The sequence below is a fragment of the Streptomyces sp. NPDC037273 genome (assembly GCF_055603625.1).
This window is the reverse complement of record NZ_JBVJVO010000012.1, coordinates 51238-68882: the sequence shown is the minus strand read 5'-3', so window position 1 is coordinate 68882 and position 17645 is coordinate 51238. Positions and strand designations below refer to the sequence as shown.

11 protein-coding genes are annotated in these 17645 nt (G+C 73.3%); 9 read left to right on the top strand and 2 right to left on the bottom strand.

Annotated features, from left to right (window positions below):
* Positions 1-56 precede the first annotated feature (56 nt).
* From ACZ7G1_RS27835 to ACZ7G1_RS27820, 4 genes are all read left to right on the top strand, one after another.
* The gene (locus ACZ7G1_RS27835) at positions 57-668 is read left to right on the top strand and encodes a response regulator transcription factor (protein ID WP_003948568.1); all 612 of its coding nucleotides are present in this window, start codon (positions 57-59) and stop codon (positions 666-668) included.
* Positions 669-912: 244 nt separating this feature from the next.
* Positions 913-1515: a sigma-70 family RNA polymerase sigma factor gene (locus tag ACZ7G1_RS27830; protein WP_026058283.1), complete on the top strand. Its 603-nt coding sequence runs from the start codon at positions 913-915 to the stop codon at positions 1513-1515.
* 140 nt (positions 1516-1655) lie between these two features.
* Complete coding sequence (gene guaB, locus ACZ7G1_RS27825) at positions 1656-3158, top strand: IMP dehydrogenase (RefSeq protein WP_470879830.1); 1503 nt, start codon at positions 1656-1658, stop codon at positions 3156-3158.
* Between the two features lie 117 nt (positions 3159-3275).
* A complete protein-coding gene (locus ACZ7G1_RS27820; protein WP_470879831.1) occupies positions 3276-4400 on the top strand; it encodes a GuaB3 family IMP dehydrogenase-related protein in 1125 nt (374 codons plus the stop codon).
* 70 nt (positions 4401-4470) lie between these two features.
* Here the strand turns inward: ACZ7G1_RS27820 and ACZ7G1_RS27815 are convergent, their stop codons facing one another.
* Together ACZ7G1_RS27815 and ACZ7G1_RS27810 are read right to left on the bottom strand one after the other, a co-directional pair.
* Positions 4471-4962: a hypothetical protein gene (locus tag ACZ7G1_RS27815; RefSeq protein ID WP_470879832.1), complete on the bottom strand. Its 492-nt coding sequence runs from the start codon at positions 4960-4962 to the stop codon at positions 4471-4473.
* An 88-nt stretch (positions 4963-5050) separates the two neighbouring features.
* The gene (locus ACZ7G1_RS27810) at positions 5051-6292 is read right to left on the bottom strand and encodes a nucleotide sugar dehydrogenase (protein WP_470879834.1); all 1242 of its coding nucleotides are present in this window, start codon (positions 6290-6292) and stop codon (positions 5051-5053) included.
* A gap of 295 nt (positions 6293-6587) precedes the next feature.
* Here ACZ7G1_RS27810 and ACZ7G1_RS27805 point away from each other — a divergent pair, with 295 nt between their 5' ends.
* The 5 genes from ACZ7G1_RS27805 (at position 6588) to ACZ7G1_RS27785 (ending at position 17633) form a co-directional block, all read left to right on the top strand.
* The gene (locus ACZ7G1_RS27805) at positions 6588-8294 is read left to right on the top strand and encodes a glycerol-3-phosphate dehydrogenase/oxidase (RefSeq protein ID WP_470879835.1); all 1707 of its coding nucleotides are present in this window, start codon (positions 6588-6590) and stop codon (positions 8292-8294) included.
* Positions 8295-8509: 215 nt separating this feature from the next.
* Positions 8510-10852, top strand: a complete 2343-nt coding sequence (locus ACZ7G1_RS27800) for a serine/threonine-protein kinase (protein WP_470879836.1) — start codon at positions 8510-8512, stop codon at positions 10850-10852.
* Between the two features lie 110 nt (positions 10853-10962).
* On the top strand, positions 10963-13935 hold the full coding sequence (locus ACZ7G1_RS27795) for a protein kinase (protein WP_470879837.1): 2973 nt from the start codon (positions 10963-10965) through the stop codon (positions 13933-13935).
* A gap of 115 nt (positions 13936-14050) precedes the next feature.
* Positions 14051-15793, top strand: coding sequence for a serine/threonine-protein kinase (locus tag ACZ7G1_RS27790; RefSeq protein WP_470879838.1), 1743 nt, complete (start codon positions 14051-14053; stop codon positions 15791-15793).
* 175 nt (positions 15794-15968) lie between these two features.
* Entirely contained in the window at positions 15969-17633 is a 1665-nt protein-coding gene (locus ACZ7G1_RS27785; protein WP_470879840.1) for a succinic semialdehyde dehydrogenase, read from the top strand.
* Positions 17634-17645: the final 12 nt, after the last annotated feature.

Genomic DNA, 17645 nt, shown 5'->3' with positions numbered 1-17645 from the left:
CAGCCCTGGAGGCTCAAGGTGACGCGCAACAGCTGCGAGAGCCGCGGAGGTCAGGCATGACATCCGTCCTCGTCTGCGACGACTCCCCGCTTGCCCGAGAGGCGCTCCGCCGCGCGGTCGCGACCGTGCCCGGCGTCGAGCGCGTGACCACCGCGGCCAACGGCGAGGAAGTCCTCCGCCGCTGGGGCGCGGACCGCTCGGACCTGATTCTGATGGACGTACGCATGCCCGGCCTGGGCGGCGTGGAGACCGTCCGCCGGCTGCTCTCCGCGGACCCCGGCGCCCGCATCATCATGCTCACGGTCGCCGAGGACCTCGACGGCGTCGCGCTCGCGGTCGCCGCGGGTGCCCGTGGCTATCTACACAAGGACGCCTCGCGCGCCGAACTGCGGGCCACCGTCACCCAGGCGCTCGCCGACCCGACCTGGCGGCTCGCGCCGCGCCGGCTCCGTTCGGCCGAGATGGGCGCCGCGCCCACCCTCACCGCGCGCGAGATCCAGGTCCTCGAAGGCATGAGCCACGGCCGGTCCAACGCGGAGATCGGGCGCGAGCTCTTCCTCTCGGAGGACACGGTCAAGACGCACGCCAGGCGCCTCTTCAAGAAGCTGGGCGCCTCGGACCGGGCACACGCGGTGGCGCTCGGATTCCGCTGGGGTCTGGTCCGCTGAATCCGCAGGTCACCTGCCGCGTCCCCGTCCGAGTCCGCGTGTGTCGCGGGGCGGACGGGGTCGGCTTGTGTCACTTCCCCGCCGGATGACGCATCCTTGAGATGTGGAGTTCCTCGGGGACGAGTCGATCGAGCGGGAGGGGAGGGCGCGGGAGATGAGTTCCGGCGCACCTGCTCATAACGCTTCGGTGCACAACTACGGACGCGGTGCCGCGAACGGAGAAGCGTCGGGGCACCATGGAGCGATGCGCGACGACGAGACCGTGAGGTCCCCCATGCCCGCCGGGCAGGGGGAGATCGGCGCGCTCGTCGGTCGCGCGGTGGACGGCGACGCGCAGGCGACCCACGACCTGCTCGCGCGGGTCCACCCGCTCGCCCTGCGGTACTGCCGCACCCGTCTCAACCGGCTGCCGGGCGACGCCCGCCACTTCGTCGAGGACCTGGCCCAAGAGGTCTGCGTCGCCGTCCTGATGGCGCTGCCGCGCTACAAGGACACCGGCAGGCCCTTCGAGGCCTTCGTCTTCGCCATCGCCGGACACAAGGTCGCCGACCTCCAGCGGGCCGCCATGCGCCACCCGGGGTCCACGGCCGTGCCCTCCGACGAGATGCCCGAGCGGCCCGACGACTCCCTCGGTCCCGAGGAGCGCGCCCTGCTCAGCGACGACGCCGAGTGGGCCAAGAAGCTGCTCGCCAACCTCCCGGAGAACCAGCGCGAGCTGCTCGTCCTCCGGGTCGCCGTCGGGCTGACCGCCGAGGAGACCGGCCAGATGCTCGGCATGTCCCCCGGGGCCGTCCGGGTCGCACAGCACCGCGCGCTCAGCAGGCTCAGGGCGCTGGCCGAGCAGTAAGTGTCGGCGGGACGCTTCGGCCCTTTCGTACACGTACGAACGTCCAAAGCTTCGCACTGATCTTGATCGTGGAATGAGACGCCTCTTCGGCCCGTTAGCATGGACATCCGCACCGATCAAGGCCATTTGGGGAAGGTGTCATGACTGCCAACGTCGACGGAGTGCCCGAGAAATTCGCGACACTCGGGCTGACCTACGACGACGTGCTGCTGCTGCCGGGAGCGTCCGAGGTGCTCCCGAACGCGGTCGACACCTCGTCCCGCATCTCGCGCAACGTCCGCGTGAACATCCCGCTGCTCTCGGCGGCGATGGACAAGGTGACCGAGTCCCGCATGGCGATCGCCATGGCCCGTCTGGGCGGCGTCGGCGTGCTGCACCGCAACCTCTCCGTCGAGGACCAGGTCAACCAGGTCGACCTGGTCAAGCGCTCCGAGTCCGGCATGGTCACCGACCCCATCACGGTGCACCCGGAGGCGACCCTCGCCGAGGCCGACGCCCTGTGCGCCAAGTTCCGCATCAGCGGTGTCCCCGTCACCAACCCCGAGGGCAAGCTCCTCGGCATCGTGACCAACCGCGACATGGCCTTCGAGAGCGACCGCAGCCGTCAGGTCCGCGAGGTCATGACGCCGATGCCGCTCGTCACCGGCAAGGTCGGCATCTCCGGCGTCGACGCCATGGACCTGCTGCGCCGCCACAAGATCGAGAAGCTGCCGCTGGTCGACGACGAGGGCGTCCTCAAGGGCCTCATCACCGTCAAGGACTTCGTCAAGGCGGAGAAGTACCCCAACGCCGCGAAGGACTCCGAGGGCCGTCTGCTCGTCGGTGCCGCCGTGGGCGCCAGCCCCGAGGCGCTGGAGCGCGCCCAGGCGCTCGCCGCCGTCGGCGTCGACTTCCTGATCGTCGACACCTCGCACGGCCACAACAGCAACGCCCTGAGCTGGATGTCGAAGATCAAGTCCAGCGTGAACGTCGACGTGATCGGCGGCAACGTCGCCACCCGCGACGGCGCGCAGGCGATGATCGACGCCGGCGTCGACGGCATCAAGGTCGGCGTGGGCCCCGGCTCCATCTGCACCACCCGCGTGGTCGCCGGCATCGGCGTCCCGCAGGTCACCGCCATCTACGAGGCCGGCCTCGCGGCCCGCGCCGCCGGTGTCCCGGTGATCGGCGACGGCGGTCTGCAGTACTCCGGCGACATCGGCAAGGCGCTCGCCGCCGGCGCCGACACCGTGATGCTCGGCAGCCTCCTCGCGGGCTGTGAGGAGTCGCCCGGCGAGCTGCTCTTCATCAACGGCAAGCAGTTCAAGTCGTACCGCGGCATGGGCTCGCTCGGCGCCATGCAGTCGCGCGGCCAGGGCAGGTCCTACTCGAAGGACCGCTACTTCCAGGCCGACGTCACCTCCGACGACAAGCTCGTGCCCGAGGGCATCGAGGGCCAGGTGCCCTACCGCGGCCCGCTCTCCTCGGTGGTGCACCAGCTCGTCGGCGGTCTGCGCCAGACCATGGGCTACGTCGGTGCCGCCACCGTCGCGGAGATGGAGTCCAAGGGCCGCTTCGTCCGGATCACGTCCGCGGGCCTCAAGGAGAGCCACCCGCACGACATCCAGATGACGGTCGAGGCGCCGAACTACAGCCGGAAGTAACAGCCGGTAGCGGTACGCGACACGTGAGGGGCGGTTCCGGCATGTGGCCGGGACCGCCCCTCACGCTGGTGTCGGGGATACTGGTAGGCGCAGACGTAGAGGGAAAGGCCACACATCGTGACTGAGATCGAGATCGGGCGCGGCAAGCGCGGCCGCAGGGCGTACGCGTTCGACGACATCGCCGTCGTCCCCAGCCGGCGCACCCGGGACCCGAAGGAGGTCTCGATCGCCTGGCAGATCGACGCCTACCGATTCGAGCTGCCGTTCCTGGCGGCCCCGATGGACTCGGTCGTGTCGCCGCAGACCGCCATCCGGATCGGCGAGCTGGGCGGCCTCGGCGTCCTGAACCTGGAGGGTCTCTGGACCCGGTACGACGACCCGCAGCCGCTGCTCGACGAGATCGCCGAGCTGGACGAGGCGACCGCGACCCGCCGTCTGCAGGAGATCTACTCCGCGCCGATCAAGGAAGAGCTGATCGGGCAGCGCATCAAGGAGGTGCGCGACTCGGGTGTCGTCACCGCCGCCGCGCTCTCCCCGCAGCGCACCGCGCAGTTCTCGAAGGCCGTCGTCGACGCCGGCGTGGACATCTTCGTCATCCGCGGCACCACGGTCTCCGCCGAGCACGTCTCCGGCGCCTCCGAGCCGCTGAACCTGAAGCAGTTCATCTACGAGCTCGACGTCCCGGTCATCGTCGGCGGCTGCGCCACGTACACCGCGGCCCTGCACCTGATGCGCACCGGCGCCGCGGGTGTCCTCGTCGGCTTCGGCGGCGGCGCCGCGCACACCACGCGCAACGTCCTCGGCATCCAGGTCCCGATGGCGACCGCCGTCGCCGACGTGGCCGCGGCCCGCCGCGACTACATGGACGAGTCCGGCGGCCGGTACGTGCACGTCATCGCCGACGGCGGTGTCGGCTGGTCCGGCGACCTGCCCAAGGCCATCGCCTGCGGCGCCGACTCCGTCATGATCGGCTCCCCGCTGGCCCGCGCCACCGACGCGCCCGGCAAGGGACACCACTGGGGCATGGAGGCCGTCCACGAGGACGTCCCCCGCGGCAAGCTGGTCGACCTCGGCATCGTCGGCACCACCGAGGAGATCCTCGCGGGCCCGTCCCACACCCCGGACGGCTCCATGAACTTCTTCGGCGCCCTCCGCCGCGCCATGGCCACCACCGGCTACAGCGAGCTCAAGGAGTTCCAGCGCGTCGAGGTCACCGTCGCCGACGCCCAGCACAAGCGCTGACCCGTCCCGTACGCCGAAGGGGCCCCGCACCGGTGTGGTGCGGGGCCCCTTCGCGTATCGGCTCCGCCGGTCAGGCGGCGGCCTTCTTGGCGCCCGAGAAGGCGGCGAAGGCGGCGAGCGCGAAGAACAGGAAGGTCAGCGGGTCCTTGCCCTCGTTCCACGCGTCCATGACGAGCCCGAACTCGTCGAAGAAGAGCTCGGTGGCGGAGACGTGCAGCTCCTTGGCGCCCATGATCGCGATGCCCACGAGCTGGCCGAGGTAGACCGCCCCGAGGGACAGCACCGCGCTGACGACGGGCAGGACGGGGTTGCGGCCGCCGACCTTGCCGGCGGCGAAGCCGACGAGGAAGCCGACGCCGACGGCGGCCCAGCCGATCTCGCGCTCGATGCCGCCGATGACGGCTCCGTACACCCCGCCCGAGACGAGCGCCGCGACCAGGGCGGCCACCAGGCCGAGCGCCACGTTGTCGCGCGCGGGCGCGGGCGGCGGCGCCATCGGGTAGGGCTGGGGTGCGGCGCCGTCGGCGAACGGGTTGCCGGGAGGCGGAACGGGCTGAGACATGTGGTGATCCCCCCAGGGACAGAGCGCACGGATGTGCGAACAAGAGCCCGGACATTAGCAGTCCGCTCCTGGGCCCGACCAGGGGGTTTCAGAGCCGGTGGGCCGCTCCCGCCGGGGTCGCGCCGCGGGTGTCGAGGAGGAGCTGGGCCTTCACGGAGAGGCCTTGGAGGTCGTAGGTGCGGTGGTGCTGGAGGAGGATGGTGAGGTCGGCGTGGGCGGCGGCCTCGTAGAGGGAGTCGGCGCGGGGGACGGGGAGTTCGCGGACGCGCCAGTCGGGGACGTGCGGGTCGTGGTAGCTGACGGCCGCGCCGAGGTCCATGAGGTGGCGGGCGATCTCGTCGGCGGGGGAGCCCTGACGGTCGGGCAGGTCGGGCTTGTACGTGATGCCGAGGAGGAGCACCCGGGCGCCGCGGGCCGACTTGCCGTGCTCGTTGAGGAGGGTGGCGGCGCGCTGGACGACGTACCGGGGCATCCGTTCGTTGACCTGGCCGGCGAGTTCGACGAGGCGGAGCGGGCGGTGGACGCCGATGGTGTCGACGGGGACGCCGTGGCCGCCGACGCCGGGGCCGGGGCGGAAGGCCTGGAAGCCGAAGGGCTTGGTCTCGGCGCAGCGGATGACGTCCCACAGGTCGACGCCGAGCTCGTTGCAGAGGACCGCCATCTCGTTGACGAGGGCGATGTTGACGTGCCGGAAGTTGGTCTCCAGGAGCTTGACCGTCTCCGCTTCGCGGGGGCCACGCGCGCGTACCACCTTGTCGGTGAGTCGGCCGTAGAAGGCGGCCGCCGATTCGGTGCAGGCCGGGGTGAGGCCGCCGATCACCTTGGGGGTGCCGGCGAAGCCGTGCGTACGGCTGCCGGGGTCGAGGCGGCCGGGGGAGTACGCGAGGTGGAAGTCGCGTCCCGCGCGCAGGCCCGAGCCGGTCTCCAGGACGTCGCGCAGGAGGCCCTCGGTGGTGCCCGGCGGCACGGGGGATTCGAGCAGGACCGTGGTGTGGGGGCGCAGTCGGGCGGCGAGCGCGCGGGCCGCCTCGGTGAGGGCGGTGAGGTCGAGGGTGCGGTCGGGGGCCGGCGGCGTCGGAGCGCAGAGGACGGCGGTGCGGACCCGGCCGAGCTCGGCGGGGTTGGTGGTCGGCCGGAAGCCCCCCGAGAGCATGCGGCGGATCTCGGGGGCGGTGAGGGAGCCGTCGACCGGGGAGCGGCCCGCGGCGAGTTCGGCGACGGGGCGGGGGTCGGTGTCGTAGCCGATGGTGTCGATGCCTGCGGCGGTGGCGGCCTGGGCGAGGGGGAGTCCGTGGTGGCCGAGGCCGATGACGGCGAGATCAGCGGGCATGGAGGTGGGCCGTCCTTCCCAGTAGCCGGAGGGGACGCGACGCGCAAGCCCGGTGGCCGGAACGGGTCGAGCGCAATGTCAGACTAGGCGTAAATATGACCGATATGCGGCATTGTGCGCTCCAAGGTCGCCGAGTGTTATCCACAGGGTCGCGGCCAGGCGGTGGCTGAAGTCACCGGACCGGGACAGAATCGAGTCTGTGAGCCGGGCCACACGGCCCGGTTCCCGCGGTGCCCACCGCTCGTGCGGGACGAGCTCGTGCGGAACAGACGGGGGACGACGGGAGGCAGCAGCCGTGAGGACAGCGACACTGGGACCCGCCGAGCGCGTCGAGGCGCTCGCGGCCATGGCCGAGCGCGAGCTCGACGTACTGGTCGTCGGCGCCGGCGTGGTCGGCGCAGGGACCGCGCTCGACGCCGTCACGAGAGGCCTCTCCACCGGCATCGTCGAAGCCCGCGACTGGGCCTCCGGCACCTCGAGCCGGTCCAGCAAACTCATCCACGGCGGCCTGCGCTACCTGGAGATGCTCGACTTCGCCCTCGTGCGGGAAGCCCTCAAGGAGCGCGGACTCCTCCTGGAGCGCCTCGCACCCCACCTCGTGAAGCCCGTCCCCTTCCTCTACCCGCTCCAGCACAAGGGCTGGGAGCGGTTCTACGCCGGCTCGGGCGTCGCCCTCTACGACGCCATGTCCCTCTCCTCGGGCCACGGCCGCGGCCTCCCCGTGCACCGCCACCTCTCCCGCCGCAACGCCCTGCGGGTCGCGCCCTGCCTCCGCAAGGACGCCCTCGTCGGCGCCCTGCAGTACTACGACGCCCAGATGGACGACGCCCGCTTCGTCACCACCCTCGTCCGCACCGCAGCCTCCTACGGCGCCAGGGCCGCGAGCCGGGCCCGCGTCATCGGCTTCCTGCGCGAGGGCGAGCGGGTCGTCGGCGCCCGCGTCCAGGACGTCGAGGCCGGAGCGGCGTACGAGATCCGGGCCAAGCAGATCGTCAACGCCACCGGGGTGTGGACGGACGACACCCAGGCCCTCATCGGCGAGCGCGGCCAGTTCCACGTCCGCGCCTCCAAGGGCATCCACCTGGTCGTCCCCAAGGACCGCATCCACTCGACCACCGGACTCATCCTGCGCACCGAGAAGTCCGTGCTCTTCGTCATCCCCTGGGGCCGCCACTGGATCGTCGGCACCACCGACACCGACTGGGACCTCGACAAGGCGCACCCCGCCGCGTCCAGCGCCGACATCGACTACCTCCTGGAGCACGTGAACAGCGTGCTCGCCACACCGCTCACCCGTGACGACGTCCAGGGCGTCTACGCGGGCCTGCGGCCCCTCCTCGCCGGCGAGTCGGACGCCACCAGCAAGCTGTCGCGCGAGCACACCGTCGCCCACCCCGTCCCCGGCCTCGTCGTGGTCGCCGGCGGCAAGTACACGACCTACCGCGTCATGGCGAAGGACGCCGTGGACGAGGCCGTGCACGCCCTCGACCAGAGAGTCGCCCCCTGCGTCACCGAGGACACCCCCCTCCTCGGCGCCGAGGGCTACAAAGCCCTGTGGAACGCGCGCGCCAGGATCGCCGCCAGGACCGGACTGCACGTCGTCCGGATCGAGCATCTCCTCAACCGCTACGGCTCCCTGACGCAGGAGATCCTCGACCTCGTCGCCGAGGACCCCGGCCTCGGCGAACCCCTCGCCGCCGCCGACGACTACCTCCGCGCCGAGATCGTCTACGCCGCCTCGCACGAAGGCGCCCGCCACCTCGACGACGTCCTCACCCGGCGGACCAGGATCTCCATCGAGACCTTCGACCGGGGCACCCTCAGCGCCCGCGAGTGCGCCGAACTCATGGCCCCCGTCCTCGGCTGGGACGCCCGCCAGATCGAGAAGGAGGTGCAGCACTACGAGAAGCGCGTCGAGGCCGAGCGCGAGTCCCAGCGACAGCCCGACGACCTCACGGCCGACGCCGCGCGGCTCGGCGCCCCGGACATCGTGCCCCTCTGACACCGTCGGCCGACGGCCGTCTGACAGGACGTCCGGGTCGTCCGCCGTCCGGTGGGAACCTGGAGGGCGTACGAACGCGTCGTCATCCCGGAGTACGGACCCGGGGGCGCCACCCGTCCCGAGGTGAGGGACAATGGGCTCTCTTCCAGGGCGGGTTACCGCATCGCGCGGGAAGCGGCAGACGCGGCGAAGATCAGGGATCGCAGAGGGGACGCATGTCGGAGGCGGAGCAGTCGCGGGACACGGCGAAGGACCCCGGGCGGGACGCCGCAGCGGGGGCCGCGACCGACGGCGACCGAGGAGCGGTCCCGGCCGCGCGTGAACCGGGCAAGACCGAGCGGGAACCGCAGGTCGGAGGGGGTACGAAGACCCCCGAGGACGCGCGCCCCGAGCAGGACGCGCGGCCCGGCGACGACGCGCGCGACGAGGCCGTCCGTGACGAGGCCGAGCGCGGAGAAGGCGGGCGCGAAGAAGCCGCGCGCGCCGACGCGCCCGGCGACGACGAGCGCGACCGAGCCGTGCGGGACGGAGCGACCACGCGGCTGCGGGGGACCGAACCGTCGACCGGACGTGCCGGGTTCGGCGCCGGCGACGGGGACGGCGAGAGCGGCCGGGCGGCCGGGACCGCGCGGACGTCCGGCGGCGACAGGCCGCGGAAGGCCCCGGAGGGCGAGGGACGGCTGCTCGCCGGGCGCTACCGGCTCGGCGTGGTCCTCGGGCGCGGCGGCATGGGCACCGTGTGGCGCGCGGTCGACGAGACCCTCGGCCGTACCGTCGCCGTCAAGGAGCTCCGCTTCCCCACCAGCATCGACGACGACGAGAAGCGACGCCTCATCACCCGGACCCTGCGCGAGGCGAAGGCCATCGCACGGATCCGCAACAACGGCGCCGTCACCGTGTACGACGTCGTCGACGAGGACGACCGCCCGTGGATCGTCATGGAGCTCATCGAGGGCAAGTCCCTCGCCGACGCCGTGCGCGAGGACGGCGTCCTCACGCCCCGGCGCGCCGCCGAGGTCGGCCTCGCCATCCTCGACGTGCTGCGTTCGGCGCACCGCGAGGGCATCCTGCACCGCGACGTGAAGCCGTCCAACGTCCTGATCGCCGAGGACGGCCGGGTCGTCCTCACCGACTTCGGCATCGCCCAGGTGGAGGGCGACCCCTCGATCACCTCCACCGGCATGCTCGTCGGCGCCCCCTCGTACATCTCCCCGGAGCGCGCCCGCGGCCACAAGCCCGGGCCGGCCGCCGACCTGTGGTCCCTCGGCGGTCTGATCTACGCGGCGGTCGAAGGCAGCCCGCCGTACGACAAGGGCTCCGCCATCGCGACCCTCACGGCGGTCATGACCGAACCGGTCGACCCGCCGAAGAACGCCGGACCCGAGCTCGAACAGGTCATCTACGGCCTGCTCGCCAAGGACCCGGCCCAGCGGCTCGACGACGCCGGCGCCCGCGTGCTGCTGCGCGCGGTGCTCGACGCGCCCGAGGCGCCCCCCGTCGTCTCGCCCGAGGTCACCACCGTCGTACCGCTGCCGCCGCGCCCCGAGCGCGCCCCGGTGGCGCCGACGGTCCCGAAGACCCCGGCCGCCGACCGGAACCAGGGCTCCGAGGCCGCCGACCGGATGCGCGGCGCCCTGAAGTCCGTACGCAACGCGGCGGCGTCCGCATCGGTCCCGGCCTCGGGGAACACGCGTCCGGTCCAGGGCGGCGGGAAGCCGACGCCCGCCCGTGCGCCGCTGACCGACGTCGTCCCGCGCCGCACCCTGGTGATCATCGCGGCGGTCGCCGTCCTCGCCCTGCTCGGCACGATCCTCGCCGTCTCCCTCGGCGGTGGCGGCGACAAGAAGGAACAGGGCAAGGGGAACGGCGGGACCACCGCGTCCGCCGGCGCCTCGGCCGGCGCCGACGGCTCGTCGGGGTCCGAGGGCTCCGGCGGCGACGGCAAGGGCCAGTCCTCGGGCGGCCCCGGCCAGCAGGGCGGCGTACAGCCCGGCGACGCGAACTCCACCGGCGCCAACGGCTCGACCGGCGCCACGACCAGCGGGACGAACGGCGGCGGCGTCACCCCGTCCGGGCAGCCCGGTGGCGGCGGCAAGCAGCTGCCCGCGGGCTACACCCTCGTCACCAACGGCAAGTTCCACTTCTCGATGGCGATGCCCTCGACCTTCAGGCTCCGCGCCATAGCGGGCTACGACTCGGGCGGGATATTCAGCGAGAACGGCGGCTTCCCGCGCGTCCAGGTCGACTTCAACGACAGCCCCAAGGACGACGCGGCCGCCGCCTGGGCCGCCGCCATGGCCGGCGTCGCGGCCAGCAGCAACGGCTACAAGCACATCGGCATCCACCCGGTCTCGTACAACGGCTACCCGACCGTGGCCGACTGGGAGTTCGAGCGCACCCAGAAGGGCGTGCGCGTCCACGTCCTCAACCGCGGTTTCAAGGTGGACGCCAAGCGCGGCTACTCCATCATGGTCACCTGCAAGGCGGAGGAGTGGAACGGCGCGGAGTGCCGGACACTGCGGGACACGGCGTTCGCCACGTTCACCCCCAAGGACTGACCGGCGCCCCGTATCGTGAGGGTTCGTGGACCGTACGCAGCCGAACAGAGCCGTTAACTGCACGCTGCCGGACCGGATTTGACGGACTCGTGCGCGCGGGGGGAGGCGTCGTGGACGACTACGCGGGAAGGGTGCTCGCGGACCGCTACCGCCTGCCGCTGCCGCCGGCGGACGCGGAACCGTACGCGGACGCGTACGCGCTCGTGGAGACGCGCGCGTTCGACACGTACAGCGGCCAGGAGGTCGTGGTCCGCCAGGTGCCGCTGCCGGAGTTCGTCGACGCCGAGGTGCTCGACGGCGAGGGCGGCCACGCCGACCCCTACGGCGGCACCGGCCGGGCCACCCGCCGGCCCGCCGAGCCCGTCGTGCGCCGCGCGATCGAGGCCGCCCAGGCCGCCGCGCAGATCCCCGACCACCCGCTGCTCGACCAGGTCTTCGACGTCTTCGCCGAGGCCGGTTCGCTGTGGATAGTGAGCGAGGTCGTGGCGGCCAGACCGCTGGCCGAGCTCCTCGCCGAGCGCCCCCTCAACCCGTACCGCGCGGCCGAGATCGGCGCCGACGTCCTCACCGCCCTGCGCGCGCTCCACGCCCACGGCTGGGTCCACCGGAACATCACCGCCCGGACCGTCCTCGTCTGCGACGACGGCCGCGTCGTCCTCACCGGCCTCGCCGTCGGCGCCGCCGAGGAAGCCCTCTGCGGCTACGCCCCCGTCCCCGCCGAACCCGCCCCCGCCGAGCCCACCCCCTCCGAGCCCGGCGCCGTCCAGCCCGACCGTTTCGACACCGAGCCCCACGTCGTCGAATGGCCCGAGCCCGAGGCGGGCTACGGCTCCGAGCAGTACGTCCCCGAGGTGTACGAGGCGGAGGTGTACGAGGAGACCGCCCCCGTCTTCGACGCCGACGCTGGGGACGACGCCGGGGACGACTACGACTCCGGCGACGGCTACGACTCCGGCGACGGCGACGACGAGACCGGCGATGAAGGCACCCCCCACGGCGCGAGCCCCTACGGCATCGACGCGTACGGATCCGACCCCTACGGCCGCGCGGGCCACGACTCCGCCGCCGGAACGCGCCCCGCGGGGCCCCCGCCGGCCGCCGACGTGCGGGCCGCGCGGGCCGGTGCCATCGCGGCGTACCGGGCGGGCGCGCGCGCCGCTGCGAAGCTGGGCGAGAGCGGGGCGCTTCCCGCACAGCGCCCGGCAGCGGAGGAGCCGGCAGCCGCACAGTCAACGGCCGCCCCCCAGCCACCGGCGGCCGCGCAGCCACCGGCCGCCCCCCAGCCACCGGCGGCCGCGCCGCCGGAGCTGCCCCCATCGGTCCGGCCGGTCGCGGCGATCGAGCCGCAGTGGTGGGCGCGGGTGGCGGACGAGGACGACGAGGACGACGACGAGGACGAGGGCGACGAGCCGTACGGCGGGCGCGGGCCGCGCGTGATGCTGGCCGGCAGCTGGAGTGACGGCCCGCACGCCTCGCGGGACGGCTCGGGGCCGATCCCGGCCGGGGGCGGTTCGGTGCTGCCGGCGCTGCCCGCCGGGTACACGCCGGCGAACCCGAACCCGGCGCGCCTCCCGGCGCCCGCCGGGCCGCGGGACGGGGAGGTCAGGGAGCCGGCCGGCGTCGGGGCCGGCGAGTACCGGGGGCCGACCACCCGGCTGGACGCCGAGCGGGCCCGGCAGACCCGGATCGCGGTCATCGGGGCCGTCACCGAGCGCTGGGCGCCCGAGCAGGCGGGGCCCGTTCACGAGAACTGGCGGCTGGCGCCGCCGATCGGGCCCGCGACCGACCTCTGGGCGCTGGGCGCGCTGCTCTACCGGGCGGTCCAGGGCCATGCCCCGTACCCGGAGGACAGTGCGGCCGAGCTGGTCCAGCTGGTCTGCGCCGAGCCGCCGGCCTTCGCCGAGGAGTGCGGGCCGCTGCGTCCGGTCGTGGAGTCCCTGCTGCGTCAGGACCCCACCGAGCGGCCGGACTTCGAGGAGCTGCGCGGCTGGCTGCGCTCCCTCGTCCGTTCGGCGCCCGAGCCGGACGCCGGTGTCGGCGCCGCCCCGCCGCCGCCCTCCGACGAGAGGCGGCTGCCGATCGTGCGCCGGCGCGGCGAGCTGGTGCGCCGCCGGCGCGGCGGAGCGGGGGCCGGGCGGCACCGCCACAAGCGCGGCAAGGACCCGCGCCCGCCGGCCCCGCGCGAGGGCTCGCACGAGCACGACCCGGCGCACGAGCGGGCGTACGAGCGCGGGCACACGTACGAGCGCGAGCGGGCGTACGAGCGCGCGCCCCACCACGTACCGGATGACCCTGCCGACGAGTTCGGGGGCGATTACCGCGAGGAGATCCCGCAGCGGGCGGCGCGGGTACCCCGCGGTCCGCGCGGCGGGTACTCCGGAGGTGCGGACTCGCCGCGGTCCCTCGGCCGTACGCTGGTGATCCTGGTCCTCCTGCTGCTCGGCGGGGCGGTGGCGTACGCGGTCCTCTTCATGCCCGGCGACGGGAAGACCCCCACCGGGCAGGCCGCCCCGACGACCACCAAGCCGAGCACGGCACCGACCACGGCACCGACCACGGCACCTGCCACGAAGCAGCCCACCAAGGCGCCCACCGCGCAACCCCCCGCCGACCCGTCCGCCCCGGCGCTCGCCGCCGGGTACTCGGTGCGGCAGGACCCGGAGGGGTTCCGGATCGGCGTGCCGGACGGCTGGCGGCGGAGTCCGATCAACGACGCGGGGCAAGTCCGCTACACCAGCGGTGACTTCACGATGATCGTGGTGCCGGGCCGGGACAGCGTCCGTGACAACGGCGCCGACCCGCTGGAGTACCAGAACTCCAAGGAGCGCGAGCTGGAGCCGTGGCGCGCGTCCAGCTGGTCGGGGGCCGAGCGGACCCGCCGGGTCGACATCGGCAGGACGGCGACGGCCACCGGAAGTTACTGGTGGCTGGACGGCACGGGCCGCGAGGTCTTCGTCCGCAACCTGGCCCTCGTCGACGGCGGCAGGTACCACGTCGTCCAGGTCATCGGCCCGTACGCCGAGCGCGACAAGGTCGGCGAGATCCACGACGAGGCCACCAGGGCGTTCCGCCCGGGGCGCTGAAGCGGAAGGATCGCCACCGGCGCCTGGTCACAGTGCTGTTCCTATGGCCGCCCCGAGGTTCCGCCGCCCGTACCCCCCTCCGTAACCTGTTCTCCGAAGGAATGGGCGGGGGCAAGTGGAACATTCTCAGAGCACAGGTGAGGGACTGCTGCTCGCCGGACGCTACCGGCTGGGCGAGTCCATCGGGCGCGGCGGCATGGGCAAGGTCTGGCGCGCGCACGACGAGGTACTGCACCGCGTGGTGGCGGTGAAGGAGTTGACGGCCGGTCGTTTCGTGGGCGAGGCCGACCGCCTCGTGCTGCACGCCCGGACGCAGAAGGAGGCGCGGGCGGCCGCCCGGATCACGCACCCGGGTGTGGTGACCGTCCACGACGTCCTCGAACACGACAACCGGCCGTGGATCGTCATGCAGTACGTCGACGGGCCCTCGCTCGCCGACGCGGCGAAGGAGGCCGGCACGATCGAGCCGCGCGAGGCGGCCAGGATCGGGCTGCACGTCGTCGGCGCGCTCCGGGCCGCGCACTCCGCCGGGGTGCTGCACCGGGACGTCAAGCCGGGCAACGTCCTGCTCGCGCGCGACGGCCGCGTCCTGATCACCGACTTCGGGATCGCGGCGATCGAGGGGGACTCGACGATCACGCGGACCGGCGAGATCGTCGGCTCGATCGACTATCTGGCGCCCGAGCGGGTGCGCGGCGGCGATCCGGGCCCGGCCTCGGACCTGTGGTCCCTGGGCGCGACGCTGTACGCGGCGGTGGAGGGCACCTCGCCGTTCCGCCGTACGTCTCCGATCAGCACCATGCAGGCCGTGGTGACCGAGGAGCCGCCGCACCCGGAGAAGGCGGGGCCGCTGGCGCCCGTCATCGTGGCCCTGCTGCGCAAGGACCCGGCCCAGCGCCCGCGCGCGGACGAGGCCGAGCGGATGCTCCTCGACGCGATGGAGGGCCGCCGCCCCGAGGCGGCGCAGGCGTACGTGCCGACCCAGCGCGTCACCCGCGAGGACCTGGAATCGGCGCCGGGCGGCAGGAGCCAGGCCGGCGGAGCGGGTACGACGGACGGCGCCGGCGCGGACACGGACCCGGGCGACGGCGGTGCTCCCGCCGAGCACGGCACGGGCGCGGGCTCGACCCGGAAGTCCACGGCCCAGTGGCCCCAGCCGCCGCAGCCGTCCGACGCCTCGCACGCGTCCCCGCAGCAGTCGCCCCCCACTCTGGTGCCGACGACGGCCCCCGCGTCGGGCCGCGGCCGCTGGCGTACCGCCGTCCTCGCCGCGCTGCTCGCCGGGCTGGTCGCGGGTGGCGCGGTGTTCGCCGCCATGAACTACGTGGGCGGCGACCGCGCCGGAGGCGAGGGCCGGACCTCGGCCCCCGCCTCGTCCCCGGCCACCAAGCAGGCCGCGGGCGGACTGCCGGCCGGCTGGCACCGGGTCGAGGACGAGGCGGGCTTCAGCCTCGCCGTGCCCGACGGCTGGAAGCGGATGAAGGAGGGCGACCAGATCGACTACACCCCGGACAACGGCCGCCACCGCATCCGGATCAGCATCGACAAGAAGCCCGACTTCGAGAACGCGTACATGCACGCCCTGGACCTGGAGAAGGTCCTGGAGAAGCGGATGGACTACGTCCGGGTCAAGCTCACCCAGAACACCTATCGCGACCAGGTCCGCTCGGCGCTCTGGGAGTTCACCTGGACCGAGAAGCAGAACTTCCCCGGTCCCCGGCACGCGATCGACCAGATGTACTTCGAGGACGACGGCACGGAGTACGCCGTGTACATGTCCTCGCCGGAGTCCAGCTGGGAGACCACCCGCGAGCAGTTCGACATCGTCCTCCAGCACTGGCGGACCCCGGGCCACTGAGCAGGCCCGAACGGCGGCCGGGTGCGGAGAATTTTTCTCCGCGCCCGGCCTCCGCTGGTCGTAAGCCGCTGATCAGGGCTTATGTGCCAGTGATCGCTGGCGCAATGTGCGCACCCGGTGAAAACGCATTACCGACGGGTACCCAAAGGGCGTGAGGCGGCTTACGCTCGGCCTCATGACGGACTCGCAGGCCCTCGCCGCCCCTTCGGACTCCGACGCCCCCGCCGCGAAGGCCGGAGCCGCCGCCCCCGCCGGCGCGACCAACCCGGTCGCCCCCGCGCCCGCCGGTGCGCGGACCGCCGCCGACGTCGTGACGCCCGAGGTGGTCGCCCGCCTCACCCGCGGCGTCGTCGGCTCCGGCCGGACCGCCAACCACACCCCCTTCACCGGGGAGAAGCTGGCGGACCTGCCCGAGTCCACCCCCGAGGACGTCGCCGAGGCGTTCCGGCGCGCGCGTCGCGCCCAGAGCGCCTGGGCCGCCACCCCGGTCAGGACCCGCGCCGCCGTCCTCCTCCGCTTCCACGACCTCGTCCTCCAGCGCCAGTCCGAGGTCCTCGACCTCATCCAGCTGGAGACCGGCAAGGCGCGGCTGCACGCCCACGAGGAGGTGCAGGCGGTCGCCGTCGCCGCCCGCCACTACGGCCGCAAGGCCGCCTCCTACCTGCGCGCCAAGCGCCACACCGGAGTCGTACCGACCCTCACCAAGGTCACCGAACTGCGCCAGCCGCGCGGCGTCATCGGCCAGATCGCGCCGTGGAACTACCCGCTCGAACTCTCCGTCGGCGACGCCCTGCCCGCCTTCGTCTCCGGCAACGCCGTCGTCATGAAGCCCGACACGGAGACCGCGCTCACCGCGCTCTGGGCCCGTGACCTGCTCGTCGAGGCCGGTCTGCCCGCCGAGGTCTTCCAGGTCGTCCTCGGCGACGGTCCGGTCGTCGGCCCCGAGGTCGTCAAGTACGCCGACTACGTCTCCTTCACCGGCTCCACCCGCACCGGCCGCGAGGTCGCCCAGGGCGCCGCGGCCCGCCTCGTCGGCGTCTCCCTCGAACTCGGCGGCAAGAACGCGATGCTCGTCCTCGCGGACGCCGACATCGAGAAGGCCGCCGCCGGCGCCGTCCGCGCCTGCTTCTCCTCCGCAGGCCAGCTCTGCATCTCCATCGAGCGGCTGTACGTGCACGAGTCCGTCGCCGACGCGTTCCTTGAGCGCTTCGCCGCCCGCACCAAGGCCATGCGGCTCGGCAGCTCCCTCGCGTACGGCGCCGACATGGGCTCCCTCGTCGGCGAGCGGCAGCTGGAGACGGTCACCAAGCACGTCGAGGAAGCCGTCGCCAAGGGCGCCACGCTCGTCGCCGGCGGCGTCGCCCGCCCCGACATCGGCCCCCTCTTCTACGAGCCGACCATCCTCGACGGCGTCGAGGCCCCCATGGCCGTCTGCGCCGAGGAGACCTTCGGCCCGGTCGTCTCCGTCTACCGCTTCACGGACGGTGACGAGGTGATCGACCTCGCCAACGGCACCCCGTACGGCCTGAACTCCTCCGTCTGGACCAAGGACTCCCGCCGCGGCCACGCCGTCGCCGCCCGGCTCCGCACCGGCACCGTCAACATCAACGAGGGATACGCCCCCGCCTACGGCAGCGTGCAGTCCCCGATGGGCGGCATGAAGGACTCCGGCCTCGGCCGCCGCCACGGCTCCGAGGGCATCCTCAAGTACACCGAGGCCCAGACCGTCGCCCAGCAGCGGCTCATCCCCCTCGCGCCCTCCTTGGGGATGGACGACGAGAAGTACGCGGCCTTCATGAGCGCGTCCCTGAAGGCGATGAAGGCCCTGCGCCTGCGCTGACCCCCTGCCGGG

Excerpts from the sequence above, each read along its gene's own strand:
- ACZ7G1_RS27835 (WP_003948568.1), top strand. The coding sequence starts at position 57 with ATGACATCCGTCCTCGTCTGCGACGACTCCCCGCTTGCCCGAGAGGCG.
- ACZ7G1_RS27830 (WP_026058283.1), top strand. The coding sequence starts at position 913 with ATGCGCGACGACGAGACCGTGAGGTCCCCCATGCCCGCCGGGCAGGGG.
- guaB (WP_470879830.1), top strand. The coding sequence starts at position 1,656 with ATGACTGCCAACGTCGACGGAGTGCCCGAGAAATTCGCGACACTCGGG.
- ACZ7G1_RS27815 (WP_470879832.1), bottom strand. The coding sequence starts at position 4,962 with ATGTCTCAGCCCGTTCCGCCTCCCGGCAACCCGTTCGCCGACGGCGCC.
- ACZ7G1_RS27810 (WP_470879834.1), bottom strand. The coding sequence starts at position 6,292 with ATGCCCGCTGATCTCGCCGTCATCGGCCTCGGCCACCACGGACTCCCC.
- ACZ7G1_RS27800 (WP_470879836.1), top strand. The coding sequence starts at position 8,510 with ATGTCGGAGGCGGAGCAGTCGCGGGACACGGCGAAGGACCCCGGGCGG.
- ACZ7G1_RS27785 (WP_470879840.1), top strand. The coding sequence starts at position 15,969 with ATGACGGACTCGCAGGCCCTCGCCGCCCCTTCGGACTCCGACGCCCCC.